Annotated in this window: 19 protein-coding genes; 6 read left to right on the top strand and 13 right to left on the bottom strand. The window is 62.2% G+C overall.

All coding sequences use genetic code 11. The annotated features are described in order from the left end of the window. Nucleotides 1-141 precede the first annotated feature (141 nt). Nucleotides 142-2469: a PAS domain-containing sensor histidine kinase gene (locus FB009_RS04690; RefSeq protein ID WP_024311257.1), complete on the top strand. Its 2328-nt coding sequence runs from the start codon at nt 142-144 to the stop codon at nt 2467-2469. A gap of 9 nt (nt 2470-2478) precedes the next feature. Here the strand turns inward: FB009_RS04690 and FB009_RS04685 are convergent, their stop codons facing one another. The 12 genes from FB009_RS04685 to feuN all read right to left on the bottom strand — a co-directional run bounded on the left by FB009_RS04685 (nt 2479) and on the right by feuN (nt 16749). Continuing rightward, a complete protein-coding gene (locus tag FB009_RS04685; RefSeq protein WP_011974842.1) occupies nt 2479-5436 on the bottom strand; it encodes a bifunctional [glutamine synthetase] adenylyltransferase/[glutamine synthetase]-adenylyl-L-tyrosine phosphorylase in 2958 nt (985 codons plus the stop codon). A 99-nt stretch (nt 5437-5535) separates the two neighbouring features. After that, entirely contained in the window at nt 5536-6933 is a 1398-nt protein-coding gene (locus tag FB009_RS04680) for a sensor histidine kinase (protein WP_011974841.1), read from the bottom strand. After that, on the bottom strand, nt 6930-7631 hold the full coding sequence (locus tag FB009_RS04675; protein ID WP_011974840.1) for a response regulator transcription factor: 702 nt from the start codon (nt 7629-7631) through the stop codon (nt 6930-6932). Before FB009_RS04675 ends, FB009_RS04680 begins: the two co-directional genes overlap by 4 nt. A 143-nt stretch (nt 7632-7774) precedes the next feature. Then, a complete protein-coding gene (locus FB009_RS04670; protein WP_011974839.1) occupies nt 7775-9328 on the bottom strand; it encodes a Do family serine endopeptidase in 1554 nt (517 codons plus the stop codon). Nucleotides 9329-9548: 220 nt separating this feature from the next. Further along, nucleotides 9549-10004 carry a cytochrome c-type biogenesis protein gene (locus FB009_RS04665; protein WP_011974838.1) on the bottom strand — a complete coding sequence of 152 codons (456 nt, stop codon included), beginning with the start codon at nt 10002-10004 and terminating at the stop codon, nt 9549-9551. After that, nucleotides 10001-11983, bottom strand: coding sequence for a heme lyase CcmF/NrfE family subunit (locus FB009_RS04660; RefSeq protein ID WP_011974837.1), 1983 nt, complete (start codon nt 11981-11983; stop codon nt 10001-10003). Before FB009_RS04660 ends, FB009_RS04665 begins: the two co-directional genes overlap by 4 nt. Continuing rightward, the gene (ccmE, locus tag FB009_RS04655; protein WP_011974836.1) at nt 11980-12432 is read right to left on the bottom strand and encodes a cytochrome c maturation protein CcmE; all 453 of its coding nucleotides are present in this window, start codon (nt 12430-12432) and stop codon (nt 11980-11982) included. Before ccmE ends, FB009_RS04660 begins: the two co-directional genes overlap by 4 nt. Beyond that, on the bottom strand, nt 12429-13598 hold the full coding sequence (gene ccmI / locus FB009_RS04650) for a c-type cytochrome biogenesis protein CcmI (protein ID WP_011974835.1): 1170 nt from the start codon (nt 13596-13598) through the stop codon (nt 12429-12431). Before ccmI ends, ccmE begins: the two co-directional genes overlap by 4 nt. 107 nt (nt 13599-13705) lie before the next feature. Then, nucleotides 13706-14152 (bottom strand): hypothetical protein, encoded by a 447-nt coding sequence (locus tag FB009_RS04645; RefSeq protein WP_011974834.1) that lies wholly within the window; start codon nt 14150-14152, stop codon nt 13706-13708. Nucleotides 14153-14408: 256 nt separating this feature from the next. Next, nucleotides 14409-15794, bottom strand: coding sequence for a two-component system sensor histidine kinase FeuQ (gene feuQ, locus FB009_RS04640; protein WP_011974833.1), 1386 nt, complete (start codon nt 15792-15794; stop codon nt 14409-14411). Continuing rightward, complete coding sequence (gene feuP / locus FB009_RS04635) at nt 15784-16455, bottom strand: two-component system response regulator FeuP (RefSeq protein ID WP_011974832.1); 672 nt, start codon at nt 16453-16455, stop codon at nt 15784-15786. The genes feuQ and feuP overlap by 11 nt, the downstream gene beginning before the upstream one ends. A gap of 42 nt (nt 16456-16497) precedes the next feature. Then, nucleotides 16498-16749, bottom strand: coding sequence for a two-component system FeuPQ modulator FeuN (gene feuN, locus FB009_RS04630; RefSeq protein ID WP_011974831.1), 252 nt, complete (start codon nt 16747-16749; stop codon nt 16498-16500). Nucleotides 16750-17127: 378 nt separating this feature from the next. Here feuN and FB009_RS32630 point away from each other — a divergent pair, with 378 nt between their 5' ends. Next, on the top strand, nt 17128-17268 hold the full coding sequence (locus FB009_RS32630; RefSeq protein ID WP_018011867.1) for a hypothetical protein: 141 nt from the start codon (nt 17128-17130) through the stop codon (nt 17266-17268). A gap of 64 nt (nt 17269-17332) precedes the next feature. Beyond that, on the top strand, nt 17333-17668 hold the full coding sequence (locus FB009_RS04625) for an MmcQ/YjbR family DNA-binding protein (protein WP_011974830.1): 336 nt from the start codon (nt 17333-17335) through the stop codon (nt 17666-17668). 32 nt (nt 17669-17700) lie between these two features. Here FB009_RS04625 and FB009_RS04620 read toward each other — a convergent pair whose 3' ends face one another. Then, on the bottom strand, nt 17701-18168 hold the full coding sequence (locus FB009_RS04620; protein WP_011974829.1) for a YcgN family cysteine cluster protein: 468 nt from the start codon (nt 18166-18168) through the stop codon (nt 17701-17703). Between the two features lie 121 nt (nt 18169-18289). Between FB009_RS04620 and FB009_RS04615 the strand changes: the two genes are divergently transcribed. The 3 genes from FB009_RS04615 (at nt 18290) to FB009_RS04605 (ending at nt 21743) form a co-directional block, all read left to right on the top strand. Beyond that, complete coding sequence (locus FB009_RS04615; RefSeq protein WP_145161468.1) at nt 18290-20521, top strand: transglycosylase domain-containing protein; 2232 nt, start codon at nt 18290-18292, stop codon at nt 20519-20521. A 96-nt stretch (nt 20522-20617) separates the two neighbouring features. Further along, nucleotides 20618-21205, top strand: coding sequence for a DUF1214 domain-containing protein (locus FB009_RS04610; RefSeq protein WP_011974827.1), 588 nt, complete (start codon nt 20618-20620; stop codon nt 21203-21205). Further along, nucleotides 21198-21743 carry a DUF1254 domain-containing protein gene (locus FB009_RS04605; protein ID WP_011974826.1) on the top strand — a complete coding sequence of 182 codons (546 nt, stop codon included), beginning with the start codon at nt 21198-21200 and terminating at the stop codon, nt 21741-21743. The genes FB009_RS04610 and FB009_RS04605 overlap by 8 nt, the downstream gene beginning before the upstream one ends. Nucleotides 21744-21791: the final 48 nt, after the last annotated feature.

Here is a 21791-nt window from a genome sequence, read left to right as displayed (position 1 = left end):
CAGATTCGGGCGAGCGGCGCGCCGAATCACTGAAATGCCCTCTTGCGAGAAAACGCTGAAGACGGGATCGACATTTCAGACTGAGAAGAACTAAGCGCTCCTTGGGCATTATCGTACGGAGCGCTTCTCGAGGACAAGAAATTGGAAAAGATGGCGGACGCGCGACGGGGAAGCGCAGCCGAAGGGCGGTTGCGACTTAAATTCCCGGGCCTTTCGGGCCTCGAACGAGAGTTCATCGAGCAGGCAAAGATCTTTGCCGAACCGGCATCGCAGAAGCTCGCTATGGCCGAGCCCATGCTCAAGCGATCCATTCCGGTCCTCATCATCGCTTTTCTTCTCATCGTGGCGATTTCACGAATGTCGGGAATGATGGACGAGCATGCTCGCATGGAGGCCTCCTCCCGCCGCACCGTCAGTCTTACGGCCGCAGCAGCAGCCGGCGCTTTGCAACCGGACGGGCCGGAGATCTTCACGGACGTCCGCCGCTGGGAGATCGAACAGCGGCTCACGGAATTTCTGCCCGCCGACATGCTGGATGCCGGGATCATCCTGCTGACGGTCCGCAGGGACGGTCGCGTCTTTGCGAGCACGCAGGATGGCGCCCACCTCGTTGGGCGCACGCTCTCCGCAGTGGCCCCCGAGGTTGCCACGCTGCAATATTACGGCGAGGGGGCCGGGATCGTGAGAGCGTCGGTTGATGGTGTCGATCACTTCATTGCGCTGCGGCAGCTGCCCCACTCCGGCGGCGCGGTTCTGGCGGCAACGTCGATTGCCTCGTTCGAGGCAGCTTGGCGTGATGAAATTTCTCTCAATGTCACGCTGTTTGCCGGCGTTTCTGCGATCCTGATGGTCGTCCTTTACGCCTACTACATCCAGGCGAAACGCGCCCGCGACGCCGATGCGATCTTTGCCGAATCGAACCTGCGCGTCGAAACGGCGCTCTCCCGCGGGCGATGCGGTCTCTGGGACTTCGACCTCGACAACAGGCGCCTCTTCTGGTCACGTTCAATGTACGAAATGCTCGGCATGCCGGGCGATGCGAGCGTGCTGTCGTTCGGCGACGCCGCCCGGCTCATGCATGTAGACGACCGGGGCATATACCGCGTCGCGCGGGCGATCGCGAGGGGCAGCGAGCGCCAGATCGATCAGGTATTCCGCATGCGCCATGCGGACGGCCATTATGTATGGCTTCGGGCCCGCGCGCAGGTGATCCGTACCGTCTCAGGCCGGACGCACCTCATCGGCATCGCGATGGACGTGACCGAACAGCATAGGCTCGCCCAGCGCTACGCCGAAGCCGATCAGCGCCTTGCGGACGCCATCGAGTGCACGTCGGAGGCCTTCGTACTCTGGGACAAGCACGATCGCCTGGTCATGTGCAACACTCACTTCCAGCAGGCCTGGCAGTTGCCCGACCACGTGCTCGTGCCCGGCACCGAACGCACGATCGTCCAAGCGGCGGCGGCGCGGCCGGTCGTCGAACGGCGCATCGCCGATCCGGACCGGAGCAACCACTCCCAGACGAGCGAGGTGCAGCTTGCCGACGAACGCTGGCTGCAGATCAATGAGCGGCGCACGCGCGACGGCGGCCTCGTCTCGGTGGGCACGGACATCACGCTCCTCAAGCGGCACCAAGTGCGGCTACGCGAATCGGAGCGGCGGCTGATGGCCACCATCGGCGATCTCTCCGCCTCGCGCATAACGCTCGAGCAGCAAAAGGCCGAACTCTCCGTCGCCAACGCGAATTACCAGGCGGAGAAAGAGCGCGCCGAGGCCGCGAACCGGGCGAAGTCCGAGTTCCTGGCCAACATGTCGCACGAGCTGAGAACGCCTCTGAACGCTATCCTCGGCTTCTCCGAAATCCTGCAGGACCAGATGTTCGGACCGCTCGGCTCGGAGAAGTACCACGAATATTCCCGCGACATTTTCGAAAGCGGCAAGCACCTGCTCAACGTCATCAACGACATTCTCGACATGTCGAAGATCGAGGCAGGCCACATGCGCATCACGCGCGAGAGGATAGATCTCGCGCCGCTTATCGAGGAGACGCTCCGTTTCACCACAATTCCGGCGGAACAGAAGAACATCCGCGTCGTCCAGCAGGTATCTTCCGGTCTGACGATGTTCGCAGACCGCCGGGCGATGAAGCAGGTCCTGCTCAACCTGCTGTCCAATGCCGTCAAGTTCACCAATGAGGGGGGGCGCATTTCGCTCCGGGCCCGAAAGGTCAGAGGCGCGGTCACCCTCACCATCGCCGATTCCGGGATCGGTATTCCCAGGGATGCCTTGCAAAAGATCGGCCAGCCATTCGAACAGGTGCAGAGCCAATATGCCAAGAGCAAGGGCGGTTCGGGGCTCGGGCTTGCCATCTCCCGCTCGCTTACCCGCCTTCACGGCGGCAGCATAAAGATCCACTCGACAGAGAATGTCGGCACCATCATTTCGGTCAGAATCCCCGACCGCGCCTGATCGCCCCGCTCACGCCGCAATGACTGAATGGAAGATCCGGCGTACGGCCTTCGAAAGGCGGCGAATGTCGGCTTCGAGATGTGAGAGGTCGGGGTAATCCCCGGCGCGGCAGACGAGATCGACGAGACCGGCCGGCGCTTCCTTCGGATCGAAGTCGCCATCGATGCAAAGTCGCACGAGTTGCGAAAGCTCCGTGAAAAGCACGAGCGCTTCGGCGGCCGTATCGAGATCGTTCGCATCCATCATCCCGGCACCAAGCGCCTTCAGCGCCTCGAGCGTATGCGTCCCGGCAGGAGGAGGGGTCAAGCCCCTCGCCGGAGCGATCAGGGTGAGGTACTGGGCGATAAATTCGATATCGACCAATCCGCCGGGTATCAGCTTGAAGTCCCAGATGTCCTTCGGCGGCTTCTCCTTGTCGATCAGTCCGCGCATCTCCTCCACATCCTTGCGGATCTTCGCGATGTCCCGTTTGCAAGCGAGAACCTCAGCGAAGATCGCCTCCGCTTCGCCGACGAGGCTTTCATCGCCGCAGATGCAGCGCGCCCGCGTCAGTGCCAGATGCTCCCAGGTCCAGGCCTCCGTCCGCTGGTATTTGGCAAAGGCCGCGATGCGTGTCGCAACGGGCCCTTTGTTGCCGGAGGGCCGCAGCCGCATGTCGACTTCATAGAGGATGCCCTCGGCCGTCGGCGCCGACAGCGCGGCGATCAGCCGCTGCGTCACCCGTGTGAAATAGCGCACCGGATCGAGCGGCTTGGCGCCGTCGGATTCGAGCACTTCGTCGTCATAATCATAGAGCAGGATGAGGTCGATATCTGAGCCGGCCGTCAACTCGTGGCTGCCCAGCTTGCCCATTCCAACGATTGCGACCCTCCCGCCGGGGAAGCGGCCATGCACCGACCGGATCTCCTCCAGCACCGCATCGAGCGCCGAGGCAATGATCAGATCGGCGAGGTCGGTGAGTGCCCGTCCCGCCTGCAGACCGGTGATCGCACCCGTGAGGAGCCGGATGCCGATCAGAAAGCGCTGCTCGGCGGCGATGATCCGCAGCCGGTCCAGCACCTCTTCGTAATGCCTGCCTCCGGCAACGAAATTCGCGATGCGCGGTGCCAGGTAATCCCTGGTTGGTAGCTCCGAAAGCAAGCCCGGTTCCAGCATGCCATCGAAGACATGCGGTTTGGCCGCAATGATATCGGCCAGGCGGGGCGCCGAGGACATGATGTTGACGATCAGCGACAGGAGCCCGGGGTTGTTGCCGAGCAGGGAGAAAAGCTGGATCCCCGCCGGCAGCCCCGAGAGGAAATGGTCGAACCGCAGAAACGCTTCGTCGGCTCGCCGGCTTTCGCCGAAGAAGCGCAGGAGCTCCGGCGTCAGTTCCGTCAGCCGCTCGCGCGCCTCGACGGACTGCGTCGCGCGGTAGCGTCCGTAATGCCAGGTGCGGATGATGCGCGCTATGTCGGACGGTCGCTGGAAACCGAGCTTCTTCAGCGTTTCGAGCGTGTCAGGATCGTCCTGCTCTCCGGTGAAAACCAGATTACCGGTTTCGGCGGATAGCTTCACCTCCTGTTCGAAGAGCTGCGCATAGCGCCGCTCGACCGTTCGTAACACACCGGAAAGTGCCTTCGAGAAGGACGAGGTGTCCTCAAAGCCGAGCATGTAGGCGATCCTCTTGAGCTCCGCTTCGGTCTCCGGGAGGAGATGGGTCTGCTCGTCGTGGACCATCTGGATGCGGTGCTCGACGTCGCGCAGGAACCAATAGGCTTCGGTGAGCTCCTCAGCCGTCGTTCCGTCGATCCAGCCGCTTTCGGCGAGCATTCGCAGCATCGCTTCGGTTTCGCGCAGCCTCAATGCGGGCGTGCGGCCACCGGCAATCAGCTGCTGCGTCTGGACGAAGAACTCTATCTCCCGGATGCCGCCTCGCCCGAGCTTGATGTTGTGACCCTTCACGGCAATTTCGCCATGTCCCTTATGGGCATGGATCTGCCGCTTGATCGAATGAATGTCGGCGATCGCGGCATAGTCGAGATATTTGCGAAAGACGAAGGGCGTCAGCTCCCTGACGAACCGTTCGCCCGCCTCCAGATCGCCCGCTATCGGCCGCGCTTTGATGAAGGCGGCGCGTTCCCAATTCTGGCCCCTGCTCTCGTAATAGAGCATTGCCGCCTCGACGGGAATGGCAAGCGGCGTGGAACCCGGGTCGGGCCGCAGCCGCAGGTCCGTTCGGAAGACATATCCGTCGCCGGTCCTCTCCTGCAGAATTCGGACCAGGCGCCGCAACAGCCGGGCGAAGGTCTCGGGAGCATCATCGCGACTGGTGATGATGCTCGACTGCGGATCATAGAAGACAACGAGGTCGATATCGGACGAATAGTTGAGCTCACCGGCGCCGAGCTTGCCCATGCCAAGCACGACAACACCGCAGCCGGCTGACGGAGCGGAGCTGTCCTTCAGTTCCAGCTTCCCGCTTTCATGCGCACCCAGCAGCAAATGATCGATCGCAGCCGAGACGGCCGCCTCTGCAAAATCGCTGAGCCACCGCGTCGTCTCGCGGGCGCTGAAAAGACGCGAAAGGTCCGCGAGAGCGACGGCGAAGGCCACCTCCCGCTTCGCCCGCCTCAAGCGCATCATGATCTCGGTGTCCGCGAGCGCCGCACCGGTCGCCTCGCCCCGCCAGGCTGTCCGCGCAGCCTCGATCCTGCGCTTCAAAAACGCCGGCAGCGTTTCGGATAGCAGCGCCTCGAGAACCGCCGGATGCCCACCGGCGGTATCCCGCAAGAACGGCGAAAGCGCGAAGGCGGCAACGAGAAAATCCTTGAGCGGCGCGCCGGAGGCAATGCGCTCTGCAATCCTATCACTGCATTTCGCCGCATCCTTGAGAACGGATAGGGCCGCCTTGGCATCTGCCTGGCTTGCAGGACGAATCGGCACTACATCGATATCGGACAAAGACCGCTCGACCGTTTCCGCCATGAACACTCCCCCCTTCACCTCCGCGATCGGTCCGGTGCCTCTAAGGCGACGCACCTCCGAAACAGGAAACCACGAAACGCTTTTCCTGAAAGTGCTCTATCAGGTCGCAGCGGCCGGGAAAACCATGCGAACCGTCAGGCCTCGGCCACCCACCTCCGTCGCCGACAAGTCCAGCGAACCGCGGTGCAGCTCCATAATCGCCTCGACGAGCGACAGACCGAGCCCCGTCCCGGGCTTCGATCGGCTTTCGTCCAGGCGAACGAAGCGTTTGACAACCTCTCCCCGCATATTCTCCGGAATGCCCGGCCCGTGATCGGCGACAGTCAAGACGACCTGACGGTCGCTCCGCTTCATTTCAACCCGTATCAGCGGATTTTCGGCACCTTCCGCATATTTGATCGCATTGTCGACGAGGTTGCCTAACGCCTGGCTGATGAGTTCACGATTGCCGCTAATCGCAACCCCGGGCGCAGCCTCCGCTTCGATGCGCATGTCCTTGTCTTCCGCCAGCGGCTCATAGAGTTCGACGCAATCCTCCACGATCCGGGACAGGTCGACCTCGCTCATCTCGGCAACGGCGGAGCCCGCTTCGACGCGGGAAATCATCAGAAGCGCGTTGAACGTACGTATCAGCTGATCCGACTCGGCGATGATCTGCTCGAGTGCGCCGCTCCGGCTATCCTCGCCGCCATCTGCAAGTGCCGCTTCTGCCTTGTTGCGCAGGCGCGTGAGCGGTGTCTTGAGGTCATGCGCGATGTTGTCGGAAACCTGTTTCAGTCCTTCATTCAGCTTCTCTATGCGTTCCAGCATCGCGTTGAGCGATTCCGAAAGGCGGTCGAACTCGTCACCGGAACCGCTCGCCGGCAAGCGTTGCGAGAGGTCCCCGGCCATGATCTTCGTGCTCGCTTCCGACATACGGTCGATGCGGCGCAGAGCATTGCGACCGATACCGAACCAGATGACCAGCGCACCGAGCCCCATGATGCCGAGCGCTACCATCAGCGCCTGACGGACCAGCGCGCGGAACTTCTCCGGCTCCTGCAGATCGCGGCCGACGAGTAGTCTCAGGCCGTTATCGAGCACAAGGACCTGGGCGAGAGCGACGTGCCTGTCTGCCTGACTCTCGTCGGTAAAGCGCCGATAGCGGAACGGCTGCGACTTCCATCCCTCGTCGTCGAGTAGCCCCGGCTCCAGAGCGGCGACATTGCCGGCGAGGATTTCTCCGTTCGGCCCGGCAATGACATAGAGGTTCGCTCCCGGCTGACGCGCCCGACGCTCAAGCGAACGAAGCAGCCCGTTGATACCGGCGCGGTCGTAGACAACCGAGATCTGGTTCACCTCGGCGGCGATCGCCTCCCGGGTCTGCTGCTGCAGGAGGCGCTCCGACATACCGGTCACATAAATGACGAGGAAAGCCGCGCAGAGGGAGAAGAGGACCAGATAAAGCGCAGAGAGCCGGACGGCGGTGGTCCTGAACAGCACGCGGATCCTGCTCATGCGTCAGCGGCCCGCTCATCCTTGATCATGTATCCGGCACCACGGATCGTCCTCAGCAAGGGTGGATCGAAATCCTTCTCGATCTTCGAACGCAGGCGCGAAACATGCACGTCGATCACATTGGTCTGGGGGTCGAAATGATAGTCCCAGACGTTTTCGAGCAACATGGTTCTCGTCACCACCTGCCCGGCATTCTTCATGAGATATTCCAGCAGCCTGAATTCGCGCGGCTGCAAGGGTATCTCCTTGCCCTGCCGCCGGACCGAGTGCGACAGGCGGTCGAGTTCGAGGTCGCCGACACGATAGACCATGTCCTGCTCGGGTGCGCCTTTTCGCCGGCCAAGCACCTCGACGCGCGCCAGAAGCTCGCTGAAGGCGTAAGGTTTCGGCAGGTAGTCGTCGCCGCCGGCGCGAAGACCGGTAACGCGGTCATCCACCTGGCCGAGCGCAGAGAGGATGAGCACGGGTGTGTGAATGTCCTTGCGCCTCAATTCCGTAATCAGCGAAAGGCCGTCCCGGCGGGGGAGCATGCGATCGACGACGAGAACGTCATAGGCATTCTCGCTCGCCATGAACAAACCGGCCTCACCGTCACTCGCGTGATCGCAGACAATGCCTGCCTCGCGGAATGCCTTGGCAAGATAGGCGGCGGCCTCAAGGTCGTCTTCAACAATCAGAATCTTCATGCGGGTGACCATAGTCCCGGACCTCCGTTCGTCTCAACCGGATTCGCTTCGCTGTACTTGCCGGATACGGCGTCCGACCAGAAACAAAGGAGCGCCACGACATGGTTTGATGTCGCGGCGCCCCTCATGGACGGCAATTATTCTATCGTGCCGTCTCAGCCCTGAGCGATCGGGAGTGCGACGAAGCGGCTGCCTTCCTGGGCTTCGATCTGGAACAGCGCCTTGGTCCGATTGTCCTTTCTGGCGTTGTTGATCACCTTGAGAATGTCGTCCGCCGATTTCACTTCCTGATTGTTGACGGAGACGATCTTCTCGCCTTGCTTCAGACCGCGATCGCTAGCGTCGGAGTCCGGGTCGACGGATGTGATCGTGACGCCCCTGTCGTCTTCCGACGGGGTCACCGTCAGGCCGAGCCCGGCCAGTGCCTCGTCGCTTGCCTGACCTTCGTCCGGCTGTGCTTCGCCGGTTGTCGGTGCAGTCTCCTTGGCATCGCTCGGCAGCGTGCCGATCTCGAGCTTGACCGTTTCGGACTTGCCGGAGCGCCAAAGAGTGACCTCGGCAGTGGAGCCGGGGCGCAGTGCCGCCACTCGCCGGGCAAGATCACGCGGATCCTTGACCGGCTCGCCATTAAGGGCCGTCACGACGTCGCCGTTCTTGATGCCGGCCTTTTCGCCCGGCGAGCCCGTTTGAGGCTCTACGACGAGAGCACCTTTCGCCTCGGCAAGGCCGAGCGACTCGGCAATATCCTTCGTCACCGGCTGGATCTGGACACCCAGCCAGCCACGCGAAACGGTGCCGTCCTTGATCAAGGAGTCAACGACGTCCTTCGCGACGGAGGCGGGAATTGCGAAGGCGATGCCGACATTGCCGCCGGAAGGCGAGAATATGGCCGTGTTGATTCCGACCACCTCTCCGGAGAGGTTGAAGGTCGGGCCTCCGGAATTCCCACGGTTCACCGCTGCGTCGACCTGCAGGTAATCGTCGTAAGGACCGGAGCCGATATCGCGGCCCCGAGCGGAGATGATCCCCGCTGTCACGGTGCCGCCAAGGCCGAAGGGATTACCGACAGCGACCACCCAGTCGCCGACACGCACCTTTTCGTCATCGGCGAAGCTCACATGTGTGAACTTTCGCTTGGCGTCCACCTTGAGCACTGCAAGATCTGTCCGGCTGTCTTTGCCGACGAGCTTGGCTTCGAGCTCGGTACCGTCATCCATAATGACGGTGAAGGCCGATCCGTCAGAAATGACGTGGTTGTTGGTGACGAGGTAGCCGTCTTCGGTGATGAAGAAGCCGGAGCCTTGCGCCCGCGGACGCAGACGGCCCTCACCGCGCGGGCCGCGGCGGTCGCGCCACCGGTCGGCACGGTCGTTGTCACGCGGGTCGAATTCGCGGAAGAAGCGCCGAAGCGGATGGTCTTCCGGCAGATCGTCGAAGCCGCGACCGCCGAAATCAAAGGTGAAGTTGCTTTCGTCGTCACTGGCTTGTTCACGTGCCTGCACGCGAACGGAAACGACCGCCGGCGAAACCGCCTCGACGACGTTGGCAAAGCTCGGAACGGCGGGAGCCGGCACGCTGACCGCTTCGGCAAAGGACTGAGTGATCTGTGCCGGAAGCCCGGTGGTCAGCAGTACGGCGGCAACGCCGGCAACAGTCGTGGTCTTCAGAACTGTCTTCAAGGAGGGACGGGACGTTTTGATCATAGACATTGGCTCTGCCTTCTCTCTTTCATCAAGCTCGCCTGCGGGGGCAGGCTGCTTCGAAACTTTTTCCCGAGCAGGACAGCGAGCACCGCCGAAACCCGCTCGTCTGGCTGTTGGAGAACAGCCTGTACCGTTACAAGTAACGAACGGGACCTTACTGCGTTCTGTCCGGCAGATGAATTTTTGTTAATGTTCCGGCGGAAGCAGGCAATCGGCTGCGGTTGGATCAGGGGCGCAGAAGCCTGTCCAGCCTTTCCTGTTCTTCGTCGGAAAGCGGTGCGGCCGGGACCCTTGCGCCGCGGCGGCGCGCGGCCAGGACGAGGGTGATGACGCCGATCACAAGCAGAATAGCAGGCATGCCCCAGAGGACGAGCGTCCTGGCTTCGAAGCGGGGATTGAGGAGAACAAATTCGCCGTAGCGTGAGACGACGTAGGAGATCACGGCTTCGTCGGTATCGCCGCTCTTCAGGCGCTCTCGCACGAGCACCCGCAGATCCTTTGCGAGTTCGGCGTTGGAGTCGTCGATCGACTGGTTCTGGCAAACCATGCAGCGAAGCTGCGCAGAGATTGCTCGCGCGCGGGTTTCAAGCGCCGGATCTGCGAGCACCTCGTCAGGATTCACGGCGAGACCCGGCATCGCGGATGCCAGCAAGAGGAGAAGTGCGAGGAGCAGCCGGATCATTCCGCAGCACCCACCGCAAGCGGCCTTCTGGCACGCGCCGGTGCGCCCACGCGAAGACGCCTGTCGGTGAGCGAGACTATTCCGCCGGCCATCATCACGAGCGCACCGCCCCAGATGCACAGGATCAGCGGTTTCCACCAGATGCGCACGACGATGCCTCCATCGGCCATGTCATCGCCCAGGGAAACATAGAGCTGGCTCACGCCGAAGGTCCGGATCCCGGCTTCGGTCGTCGGCATGCGGCGCGCCGAATAGAGCCGCTTCGACGACCAGACCTCACTGACGGCGACGCCGCCGCGGCTGATGGTGAAATGGCCGGCATTCTCGGTGTAGTTCGGCCCGCGCCCTTCGCGCATGCCGTCGAAACGCAGGCTGTAGCGCCCGACATCGACCACCGCCCCCGGTTTCATCTCGACGACCGTTTCCGTCTCGAAGGCTGTCACCGCGACGATCCCTATCAGGGTAATGCCGAGACCGATATGGGCCAGCGCCGTGCCGATAGATGAACGTGGCAGGCCTGAGAAACGCTTCCAGGCGACGCCGGCCTTTACCTTGCCGAGTCCGGAGCGCAGGACAAGGTCGGTGAGCGCACCGATGATGAGGTAAACGCCGAGGCCGAGGCCGAGTGGAGCCAGCACCGGGCCGCCATTTACCGCGTAATAGCAGGCTGCGGCGGCAAGCAGGCCTACGGCAGCAGCCGTAAACAGCCGCTGCGCCGCGCCGGCGAGGTCGCCGCGCTTCCAGGCAAGCAGCGGACCGAAGGGAACGACCGCGACGAGCGGCAGCATCAGCAGGCCGAAGGTCATGTTGAAAAACGGCGCGCCGACCGAGATCTTGTCGCCGGTCAGCGCTTCGAGCACCAGCGGATAGAGAGTGCCGGTCAGCACCGTCGCGGTTGCCGTCGTCAGGATCAGGTTGTTCAGGACAAGGGCGCCCTCGCGCGAGATCGGCGCGAATATCCCCCCGGCTTTGAGGTGGGAGGCACGAAATGCAAAGAGCGAAAAGGCGCCGCCGATGAAGACCACCAGAATGGCGAGAATGAAGACGCCGCGGGTCGGGTCGGTGGCGAAAGCGTGGACCGATGTCAGCACGCCGGAGCGTACCAGGAAGGTCCCGAGCAGCGACAGCGAGAAGGTCGTGATCGCCAGCAGCACGGTCCAGATCTTCAGCGCTTCGCGCTTTTCCATGACCAGCGCCGAGTGCAGAAGGGCCGTTCCGGCAAGCCAGGGCATGAAGGAGGCATTCTCGACCGGGTCCCAGAACCACCAACCGCCCCAGCCAAGCTCGTAATAGGCCCAGTACGAGCCCATTGCGATGCCGGCCGTGAGAAAGGTCCAGGCGGCGAGCGTCCAAGGCCGCACCCAACGGGCCCAGGCCGCGTCGATCCGCCCCTCGATGAGAGCTGCCACCGCGAAAGAAAAGCAGACTGAAAAGCCGACATAGCCGAGATAGAGCAAGGGCGGGTGGATCGCCAGCCCGATATCCTGAAGCACCGGATTCAAGTCCCTGCCCTCTCCAGGCGCCGGCACCAGCCGCGCAAAGGGATTGGAGGTCAGCAGGACGAAGAGTGTGAATGCCGTCGCGATCCAGGCCTGCACCGCAAGCACATTCGCCTTCAACGTCTCCGGCAGGTTTCGGCCGAAGAGAGCGACCATCGCGGAAAAGAAGACGAGGATCAGCAGCCACAGGAGCATGGAGCCTTCGTGATTTCCCCAGACCCCGGTGACCTTGTAGATCAGCGGCTTAAGGGAATGCGAGTTCTCCCATACGTTCTTGACCGAGAAATCCGACGTCACATAAGCGAATGTCAGCACGGCGAAGGAGAATGCGACCAGCAGAAAGCAGACGAGCGCCGCGTTTGCAGCAAGCGCCATCAAGGCGGGATCGCCGCGCCGTACCCCGACGACGGGCAGGAGGCCCTGGATGATCGCGGTCGCGAGCGCCAGGACCAGCGCGTAATGCCCGAGTTCGATGATCATCGGATGTTTTCCTCCCCGCCAAGCGTGACCCCCTGGGCCTTGAGGCGATCTGCGACATCCTTCGGCATGTAGGTCTCATCATGCTTGGCGAGCACGGTGTCCGCAACGAAAACCGGGCTGCCGCCGACGAAGGCACCCTCGGCCACGACGCCCTGCCCCTCGCGGAAGAGGTCGGGCAAGATACCCGTATAGGTCACCGGAACGGTCGCAAGCGTATCCGTCACCTTGAAGGTAATGGTCCTGCCCTCGCCGCGTTTGACGGAGCCTGCCTCGACAAGCCCGCCGAGGCGGATACGCGTCCCCGGCGCGACGTCGGCTTTCGTAAGATCTCCCGGGACGTAGAAATAGGCGACCGCCTGGCTAAAAGCGAACATGACGAGCAGGACCGCCGCCGTCAGAAATCCGACGCCACCTCCGATGATTGCCAATCGTTTCTGCTTGCGTGTCATTCAGTGTCTCCGCCGGCGTCGAGCCCCAGTTCCTGAGCCAAAGCCAGCAGTTGCTTCCCCTGTACGCCCGTTGCCGGGAATGCGATCAGTCCTTCGTGCAGCGCTTCCTCCGCCCTGTCCCTTTGATCTAGCACGACATAGGAGCGGATCAGACGCATCCAGCCTTCCAGATTGGCCGGGTCCTCCTTCAATCGGCTTGCCAGGCTGTCGACCATACCGCGGATCATGGACTGACGATCGCCGTCATTCATTTCTTTCGCCGCCGCGATATCGCCCGGCGTCGGATTTCCCGGCGCGGCTGGGCCAGTAGCGGCCGGGCCTGTTGGACCAACGGCCGCCGGGCTGTCGGCGAGCTCCGCTATGTGCTGGTTCACCAGGGGCAGCCAGGGCGCATCGGCCGGCGAGCTGCCTGCCAGCTTGCGGAATGCCGAGAGTGCCTCCGCATTTTTACCCTCCTGCTTCAATCCAAGCGCCAGGTAGAATGCGGAACGCGGGTCGTTCGGATCGAGAGCAAGCGCCTTTCGCAGAGCGTTCTGCGCCTCGGAGGTGACCAGGCCGCCGCCCTGCGCCACCAATGCCTCGGCATAGCCGCCCATTCTTGCCGGGGTGGGCCCCAGCAAGCGGATCGCCCGGTCGTAGGCGGCAACAGCGTCTTCGAGGCGACCATGGCGCATGTAGATCGGCGCCAGCAAGTCCCAGCCGGCGCCGTCCTCCGGATTGAGAGCCAGGTGGTTTTCGGCCTTGGCGATCAGAATATTGACATCGCCGTTGGGGTCGGCGAGCCGGGCCGCGAGTGGCTGTGCGGGCACGCCGGGGCTCCCTGTCGTCAAATAGAGACAGAGTCCGATTGCCGGAAGACAGAGGAAAATGAACGCCTGCGACAGGCGATTGGAAAGAAGTCGCTTCGGGGTGCGTTCGGCGGCTGCCTGATCTGCAGCACTGGCCGCGAGCATGCGGCGGGCGATCTCGGCCCTGGCAAGCTCGGCCTCCTCGCTGCCGATCAGTCCGGCATCGCGGTCCCGCGCCAGCTCGCCGAGCTGATCGCGATAGACTTCGATATCGTGACTATGGCGAGACGGCAGGGGCGCTGCCGCTCGCATGAGCGGCAGAAGAAGCACGGCTGCGACAGCCGCCGTCAGAATGGCCACGAGGATCCAGAACAACATGTTTGGGGAATACTATGCCGTTCATGTCATTCCAACTCGAAAACCGGCGATGACGGAGATTTGAGGCGTTTCGCCGCAAGCCGTGTCGACATGCGACGTGCGTCGGCTCAGGTGAGCGGTGTCCAGCTTCCATCACTGTTGCGGCAGGCAGCACCCCGTGCCGTGCTTTGCTGACCCTTGACCGTGACCGTATGGCTGTATTGGCGGCAATTTTGCGACCCGACCTGATAGGGTGCGGCCGCGACGACTGAGCCGCTGACGCCGCGCCCCTGCCAGGCGACGGGCTGTCCGCCCGGCGCCGCCTCGAGCGCACGATACTCAGCCTCAAGCGCCCGCTGCCGATCGGACTTGCCGAGGTCGACGCCGGCGAGGCGCGAAACGACACCGCCCTGCAGGGCCTCGATATACGTCGCGGATGACACAACGCGGGTAGAGGCTGCGCCAAGGCCCGCAACCGCCCCGCCTTGGCCGGACGAGGTCGTGCCACAGCCGCTCAGGGCTACGCTCGATGCCACGACTGCGATCCTGCCGCTCGACGCGAAGGCCCGCGTCATCTCTGCGTAATTCCTCATGATACGCACTACTCATTCCTGTTGTCAGTCACCAGTCACGCCTCGGGAATATCCGTCGAAACAGCGGCGTCAGTCGAATTCTTTTTGCACCACCAGCGGGCCGAGGCAACCGCCCCATGCGGGCACCCGCATTTTTTCCCGTCCGGGTGTGACCGCCGGATCACGATCACGCCGCATCGGCCTTCCCGCCTTGCCTGGAAAGGTTAAGAGGAGGCCCCGTTTTTGATGGCGCCGCGCCTCAGATCGCAGCCGGGAGAAAGAGCGTGGCCCGCAATCCTCCCTCATCGCGTCGGCTGAGCGCGACACTGCCCTGATATTCTCCGACGATCTCGCTCACGATGGAAAGGCCGAGCCCGGTTCCGGGCTTGCTCTCGTCGAGCCGCTTGCCGCGCTTCATCGCCACTGCAATCTGATCCGGGTCGAGCCCCGGCCCGTCATCGTCGATCTGCAGGACGATCCACTGGCGGCCAGGCTCCTTCCCGCGTGCGTCTTCGGGGGCGGGCTCGACAGTCATCCAGATACTGTCCTGCGCGTATCGGGCGGCATTTTCCAGCAGGTTGCCGACTGTTTCCTCGACGTCCTGCTGCTCCATCGCCAGAACCAGTCCAGGCGGATTGATCGAAAGACTGAATTGCTTGTCGGGGTTGAGCCGCCGCATCACCCGCATGATCCTCTCGAGCGCCGGTTGGGCTTCGGTCCTCGCAAGCACCGACCCGCGCTGGGCCGCGATCCTGGCACGGCTTAGATAGGATTGTACCTGGGTCTGCATGGCATCGGCCTGCGCCCTGACCAGTTCTCCGTGCGGCACCTCCAGCACCCTCGCCTCGTTGAGCAGAACCGCAATGGGTGTCTTGAGCGAGTGGGCCAGATTGCCGACCTGCATACGCGCCCGCTCGACGATGCGCCGATTGCTGTCTATCAGCGCGTTCACTTCGTTGGCAAGGGGCTGGATCTCCCGCGGGAAAGCCCCATCCAGCCGCTCGCTTTCGCCCGTGCGGATCTTTTCGAGCGAGCGGCGTACCTGGTCGAGCGGCTTCAGGCCGAAGAGGATGGTCAGCGCGTTCATGCCGAGGCCGCCAAGGCCGAAAATCGACAAGGCGATCGTGAGATTACGCGTGAAGCGGTCGATGTCCGCCTCCAGCACCTCGCGATTTCCGGCGATCCGAAAACGGGCGGCGTGACCCTGGATATCGAGGACGACCTCGGTTTCGGCGACTTCGACCTCGTTCCCGAACGGATCCGTCGTGGTGTAGAACCGCTCGTAGCGGATGTCGAAGGGGACCTCGTCAACGCTGACGATTGGGAGTTTCGCAGTTCCGAGCGAAGTCGAAATCAGCGGCGGCGTATCGAACTCGCCGATCGGCTCGACGATCCAGTACCACCCGGTCTGCGGCTGGGAAAAGCGCAGGTCGCCGAGCTGCGGGCTCCCTGAGAGCGCTGCCTTGTCGTCGACAGAGATCGAATTGATGACATTATAGAGCTGCGCTCGCAGCAGGTCCTGGAAGCCGCGTTCGGATCCCTGCCGGTAAAGGGCGGAAATGACGATGCCGATCACCACCAGGGCAACGACTGCCCAAACGGTCGAAACCGCCAGAACACGGGCAGTAAGGGATCTAATGGCCATCGCCGGGTGCTTGCATGCGATATCCGAGACCGCGCACCGTTTCGATGAGGTCGTTGCCGATCTTCTTGCGGAGCCTGCCGATGAAGACCTCGATCGTGTTGGAATCGCGATCGAAATCCTGATCATACATATGCTCGACGAGCTCTGTGCGGGAAACCACCTGCCCCATATGGTGCATGAGATAGGATAGCAGGCGGAACTCGTGCGATGTGAGCTTCAACGCCACACCTGCGACAGTCGCCTTGGAGCCCTTGGTATCGAGGCGGACCGGGCCACATACGATCTCGGAGCTTGCATGCCCGGCGGCACGGCGGATCAATGCACGGATGCGGGCGAGCACCTCCTCCACATGGAAGGGTTTTGCCACATAATCGTCGGCGCCGGCATCGATTCCCGCGACTTTATCGCTCCATCGGTCGCGGGCAGTCAGGATCAGCACCGGCATGGTTTTGCCGTCTGCGCGCCATTTCTCGAGCACGGTGATGCCGTCCATCTCGGGAAGGCCGATATCGAGAATGACCGCATCATACGGTTCCGCATCGCCGAGATAATGGCCTTCCTCACCGTCATAGGCCTGATCGACGACGTAGCCTGCCTCCTTCAGCGCTTCAGCCAATTGCCTGTTCAGATTGGTATCGTCCTCGACGATCAGAATGCGCATTCTCGTCCACTTCCCTTGCTTTCGGACACCCCGAAAGAGCTCTTACATAGGCACCTTCACCGTGACTTTCTTGGGGCGCCCTCCATTGCCGGGGATGAGCACCGTCACCACGCATTGCCCGTCGCCGGTCGGCTGGGCGGAGAGCAGCTCGCCACCCGTCTGCGCGACGACCTGCGCGGCAGCCGCGCTGCAGTCGCCTGCCACGCGGACGACAACCGCAGGCATGTCGACGGCAGGCGGAGAAAAACCTGCGAGGCCTGCGGCGAGCGCGGCTATGGTCAATGCTGAAGACATGAACGCACTTTCGACTTGGGAAGCTCTACGTCAAAATCATTAACCGATACAGGCTGAATGGCAAATGAATGTCAGCCCGGAGATCGGCAGGGTCGGTGTCCGACGGTTGCTTGGCATTCAACTGTGGAAAGCGACCGTAGATTGTATTCACCATTTCGCCGCATCGCACGGAACGTGCTTATGCGCCAGAGCGGAACGAGCAAAGGTGGTGCGACTTTCCGCCCGCAGCCGCTCTATCGCTGAGCGCCGTGGATCCGTCCGAAAATTAATCGATTTAATTTTTTTTCAATCGTTTAAATTATTTAAACCGCTGATTTACAAAGCCTTTATCTTGTGGAATCGTCCGCCTATTCCATGTCTCGCCCAAAGGAGGACCGGATGAAGACGCTCGCGAACAAACCGTCGGCATCGCCGCAATCCAGAATTCCGCAATCGCTGCTCGACCGGTTCGAGAACGAGTGGCGCGAAATACGCACGGCAGGCGAAGCTGCCCAGAAGACGGTTCCTCCCGCCGAGTGACATTGCGCTGCGGCGTGACTATGCGGGTTTTTGCCAATCGGCAATTCCGTGCTACTCTCCTCGCATGCTGACCGCAGAAATCGAAAAGCTGGCCCTGAGCCTCCCGGGAACCCAGGAAAATGCACATTTCGGTGCACGGGATTTCCGCGTCGGCAATCGTATTTTCATGACGCTGCCGGAAGCCGGGCGCGCGGTTTTCAAGTTCACGCCCGATCAGCAGCGCATGCTTCTGGAGACGGAGCCCGGCGTTTGCGCCGCCGTTCCAGGCGGCTGGGGCGCGCGCGGCTGGACATCGCTTTATTTCGTCGGCGCCGACAATGAACTCATTCGCCAGTCCATGGAAACCGCATGGCGCAACGTCGCGCCGAGAAGGCTCGCCATCAAGAGCGGCGATCACTGACGCTTAGTGTCTAAAAGGCGGCGCGGCGCGGCTTATTCGGCCGGCTCTCTGCCAACCTCAAGTGGCCAGGTCACCAGATAATCTTCATAATCTTCGATATCGATATCGTCCTCCGGCACGGTACGTCCGCGCACCGATATGCCGGCCGCATGCACAGTTTCCGGATCGCCCGAAACGAGCGGATGCCACCAATAGAGATCCCTGCCCTCGGAGACCAGCCGATAACCGCAGGTCGGCGGCAGCCAACTGATCTCGCGCACCGCTTCGGGGGTCAACTGAATGCAGTCCGGCACCGTCGCCTGACGATTGTCGTAATCCCTGCAACGACAGCTTTCTCCGTCCAGAAGCGTGCAACGGATCGAGGTCCAGGCGATCTCGGAGCTGTCCCAGTCCTCAAGCTTGTTGAGGCAACAGAGCCCGCAACCGTCGCAGAGGCTCTCCCACTCCGCGCCGCTCATCTCCTCCAGACTCTTCATCTTCCAGAAAGGCATTTCGCCCATCAAAGTCACACTTTCATAAAATTCGCACGAACACGGAAACTTCGCAGAAAATTGCCGGTTTTTTAAGGCGGGTTGCGCCATATGCAAGTAGATTGGATTGCCGCGCCGTGCAAATATCGGGATGAGGCAGAACCTTCGGGACATGAAGACCGTGCAGGAACCGAGGAAAGAGGACAACCGGCCGAAACGGCGACATATCTTTCTTCGGATCGATTCCTGGATCGATTCGACCGTGTGGAGTGCGGGATTCCGCCTCGCGGAATGGTGGGAAGATACCACCATCTTCTTCCGACGGTTTCGCGTACGCGGCTGGAAGAAAGCCCTCTTCGAATTGCTTGGCGAAGGCATGACATTGGGTGCGGCAGGCTCCGTACTGATGCTGGCGCTCGCCCTCCCCGCCTTCGAGGAGACCACCGGCAACTGGCGCGCGCAAAGCGATTTCGCGGTCACCTTTCTGGACCGTTACGGCAACGAGATCGGCCACCGGGGTATTATCCATGAGGATTCCGTCCCGATCGACGAGCTTCCGGATCACCTTATAAAGGCGGTGCTCGCCACCGAAGACAGGCGCTTCTTCGACCATTGGGGGATAGACTTTCTAGGGCTCGCACGCGCGATGACCGAGAACGCTCGCGCGGGTGGCGTTGTTCAAGGCGGTTCGACACTTACGCAGCAGTTGGCAAAGAACCTGTTCCTCTCGAACGAACGGACGATCGAGCGCAAGATCAAAGAGGCTTTCCTGGCCGTCTGGCTCGAATCCAACCTTTCGAAGAAGGAAATCCTCCGCCTCTATCTGGACCGTGCCTATATGGGCGGCGGCACCTTCGGCGCCGCGGCGGCAGCCCAATTCTATTTCGGCAAGGCAATTACCGACGTCAATCTTGCCGAGTCCGCGATGCTCGCAGGGCTCTTCAAGGCGCCGGCACGCTATGCTCCGCATGTGAACCTGCCGGCGGCGCGTGCCCGCGCCAACGAAGTTCTGAGCAATCTCGTCCAAGGCGGCCTGATGACGGAGGGACAGGTGATCGCCGCTCGCCTGACTCCGGCGTCCGTCGTTGATCGTGCGCAGGTCAAGGCACCGGATTTCTTCCTCGATTGGGCTTTCGAAGAGGTCCAGCGCATCGCCGCCCCCTTCGCGCAACATTCCCTGATCGTGCGCACGACGATCGACATGGGGCTGCAGCAAGCAGCCGAGGAAGCGGTCGAGTCGGGCCTCAGGCAATATGGCGAGACCTACAAGGTCAAGCAGGGTGCGCTGGTAATGGTCGAACATGGCGGCGCGGTAAGGGCGATGGTCGGCGGCCGTGACTACGGCGAAAGCCAGTTCAACCGTGCGACGCGCGCGCTTCGCCAGCCGGGCTCGTCTTTCAAGGTCTATACCTATGCTGCCGCGATGGAAAAGGGCATGAAGCCCGAAACCGTCGTCGTCGACGCGCCGATCACCTGGCGTGGCTGGTCGCCTCAGAACTATGCCCGCAAATATGCCGGCCGGGTGACGCTGATGAACGCGCTCGCCAGATCGATCAACACTGTTCCGGTCCGCCTCGCAAAGGACAAGCTTGGGACCGAGATCATTGCCGAGACCGCCAAGCGAATGGGCATAGAAACCCCCATCCGTACCGACAAGACCATGCCGCTCGGCACTTCCGAAGTCACCGTGCTCGACCAGGCGACGGCCTATGCGGTCTTTCCGGCCGGCGGGTTCCAATCGCGGCGCCACGGCATCAGCCAGATTCTCAACTATGACGGCGACATTCTCTACGATTTCGGGCGCGACGCGACGCCGGCACGCAGGGTGCTGAGCGAAGAGGCGGCCTCATCGATGAACCGCATGCTGACGCAGATTCCGGTTATCGGCACGGCGCGACGCGCAGCCCTCGACAACGGCATCGTCACGGGCGGCAAGACAGGCACGACACAGGCTTATCGCGATGCGTGGTTCGTCGGTTTCACGGGCGACTACACGACTGCCGTCTGGTTCGGCAATGACGACTATACCTCCACCGACGAAATGACAGGCGGCTCTCTCCCCGCGATGACCTTCAAGCGACTGATGGATTATGCCGAGCACGGGATCGAGCATCGTGCGATACCCGGAATCGAAGCGCCATCCGAGCCGGCGAAACAACAGCCGGCCGAAACCGCCAAAAAGGACGACAACGCCCTGCCGCCGCTCGTGCGCCCGCGATCGCTTTCCGCCGACGTAACCCGGCTTCTGAAGAAAATCGGCGGCACTTTCGAAAAGGCGCAGCCGTTGAAGGCACGCGAACGGCCCGGCGGCAAGGTGGCCGTACTCGAAACGCCGAGTCAAGGGTCTCACATCCGGCCCTTGCGCAACACGACAAACAATTGACTTCGCAGCGAGAAATCCGTTCTCTGGCAATGAAGCCGAGCGGCGCTAAAACGAGCGCCGGAAGGTAAACGATACAACAATCGATAGAGTTGCCTCTTGTTTCGAGTTCCCCTCCTTGTCGCTCTTGCCCTCATCGTCGCGTTCGGCGGCGGAATCGGCTCGGCCGTATGGGCGCTGAAGGCGACGGTTGGTTTCGGCTCGATTGCGATCGGACCATGGGTGGCATTTCCGGAGGCGCAGATCGTCGCTGCCGACCCCTATGCAAAGGCACATCGCGCCCGCGCCGGCCAACTGCTCTACGGCGGGGCCGAGGGGCTGGCGTTCACAGCCCTCACCGACGACACCGGTGCGCGCCTGTCGGCCGGCTGCTCATACGATGTTTCCGGCATCACACCGCCGGCCCGCTTCTGGACCCTTTACGCGGCGGCTCCCGACGGGACCGCACTGCGTCCGGGGCCGGATCTACCCTCGGCAATTAATTCCTGGACGGTCTTGCGCGCCGAGGACAGCCGCTTCGCCATCCACGTCTCGTCCGTCGCCCAGCCCGACAACTGGCTCGCGATCCGCCGGACGGGCAGCTTCGCCCTCGTGCTGACGCTCCTCGATACGCCCACGGCGGGTTCCTCCGGCCTGATCGACCTTACGATGCCTAAGATCGTCAAGACCGGGTGTGGGCATGCGTAGCATTTTCTTCGCCATTCTCGTGGGCCTCGTCGGCGCCGCGCTCCTTCACATCGTCATCATACTCACCCTGCCTCAGTTCACCGGCCGCGATGCCTACACGCGCGTGCTCGGCCTTCTCGAGATGGACAGTTTCTTTCCCCTGACGGCCGAACCCGGGCCGACCGGTCTGAACAACGCGGATCCGTTTCTGCGTACGGCCGTTTGCAGCTTTTCGGTGGCGGATGCTCCGGCTCGCTTCGTCGGGAGGGGCGCCGTGCCATTCTGGTCGCTTGCGATTTTCGATAGCGGGTCGAACGAGGTTTTCAGCATGAACGATCAGACAGCCGTCAACGGCGATCTGGATCTCGTGGTCGCCACACCGATTCAACTCGTGGAACTGCGCAAGTCGCCGCCCGAAGCTCTTGCGCAATCGATCATGATCGAGATGAAGGACGAAGAAGGCTACGCGGTACTCCGGGCTCTGGCGCCGGTCGACAGCTTCGAGGAACTGGTGCGTACTTTCCTCGCCGAATCAAGATGCGAGCCCTTCCAGCGCTAGTCAGCCCAAAATGATTCTGGCCGATGTGGGAACATGTGGGCGACAAGC

The sequence above is a fragment of the Sinorhizobium medicae genome (assembly GCF_007827695.1).
Taxonomy (GTDB): domain Bacteria; phylum Pseudomonadota; class Alphaproteobacteria; order Rhizobiales; family Rhizobiaceae; genus Sinorhizobium; species Sinorhizobium medicae.
The sequence above is the reverse complement of the archived record's forward strand: the minus strand, read 5'-3'. Positions and strand labels throughout refer to the sequence as shown.

Bases quoted from the DNA above. Each gene is read 5' to 3' on its own strand.
- FB009_RS04685 (WP_011974842.1), bottom strand. From the start codon at position 5,436: ATGGCGGAAACGGTCGAGCGGTCTTTGTCCGATATCGATGTAGTGCCG.
- FB009_RS04680 (WP_011974841.1), bottom strand. From the start codon at position 6,933: ATGAGCAGGATCCGCGTGCTGTTCAGGACCACCGCCGTCCGGCTCTCT.
- FB009_RS04675 (WP_011974840.1), bottom strand. From the start codon at position 7,631: ATGGTCACCCGCATGAAGATTCTGATTGTTGAAGACGACCTTGAGGCC.
- FB009_RS04670 (WP_011974839.1), bottom strand. From the start codon at position 9,328: ATGTCTATGATCAAAACGTCCCGTCCCTCCTTGAAGACAGTTCTGAAG.
- FB009_RS04665 (WP_011974838.1), bottom strand. From the start codon at position 10,004: ATGATCCGGCTGCTCCTCGCACTTCTCCTCTTGCTGGCATCCGCGATG.
- FB009_RS04660 (WP_011974837.1), bottom strand. From the start codon at position 11,983: ATGATCATCGAACTCGGGCATTACGCGCTGGTCCTGGCGCTCGCGACC.
- ccmE (WP_011974836.1), bottom strand. From the start codon at position 12,432: ATGACACGCAAGCAGAAACGATTGGCAATCATCGGAGGTGGCGTCGGA.
- ccmI (WP_011974835.1), bottom strand. From the start codon at position 13,598: ATGTTGTTCTGGATCCTCGTGGCCATTCTGACGGCGGCTGTCGCAGCC.
- FB009_RS04645 (WP_011974834.1), bottom strand. From the start codon at position 14,152: ATGACGCGGGCCTTCGCGTCGAGCGGCAGGATCGCAGTCGTGGCATCG.
- feuQ (WP_011974833.1), bottom strand. From the start codon at position 15,794: ATGGCCATTAGATCCCTTACTGCCCGTGTTCTGGCGGTTTCGACCGTT.
- feuP (WP_011974832.1), bottom strand. From the start codon at position 16,455: ATGCGCATTCTGATCGTCGAGGACGATACCAATCTGAACAGGCAATTG.
- feuN (WP_011974831.1), bottom strand. From the start codon at position 16,749: ATGTCTTCAGCATTGACCATAGCCGCGCTCGCCGCAGGCCTCGCAGGT.
- FB009_RS32630 (WP_018011867.1), top strand. From the start codon at position 17,128: ATGAAGACGCTCGCGAACAAACCGTCGGCATCGCCGCAATCCAGAATT.
- FB009_RS04625 (WP_011974830.1), top strand. From the start codon at position 17,333: ATGCTGACCGCAGAAATCGAAAAGCTGGCCCTGAGCCTCCCGGGAACC.
- FB009_RS04620 (WP_011974829.1), bottom strand. From the start codon at position 18,168: ATGGGCGAAATGCCTTTCTGGAAGATGAAGAGTCTGGAGGAGATGAGC.
- FB009_RS04615 (WP_145161468.1), top strand. From the start codon at position 18,290: ATGAGGCAGAACCTTCGGGACATGAAGACCGTGCAGGAACCGAGGAAA.
- FB009_RS04605 (WP_011974826.1), top strand. From the start codon at position 21,198: ATGCGTAGCATTTTCTTCGCCATTCTCGTGGGCCTCGTCGGCGCCGCG.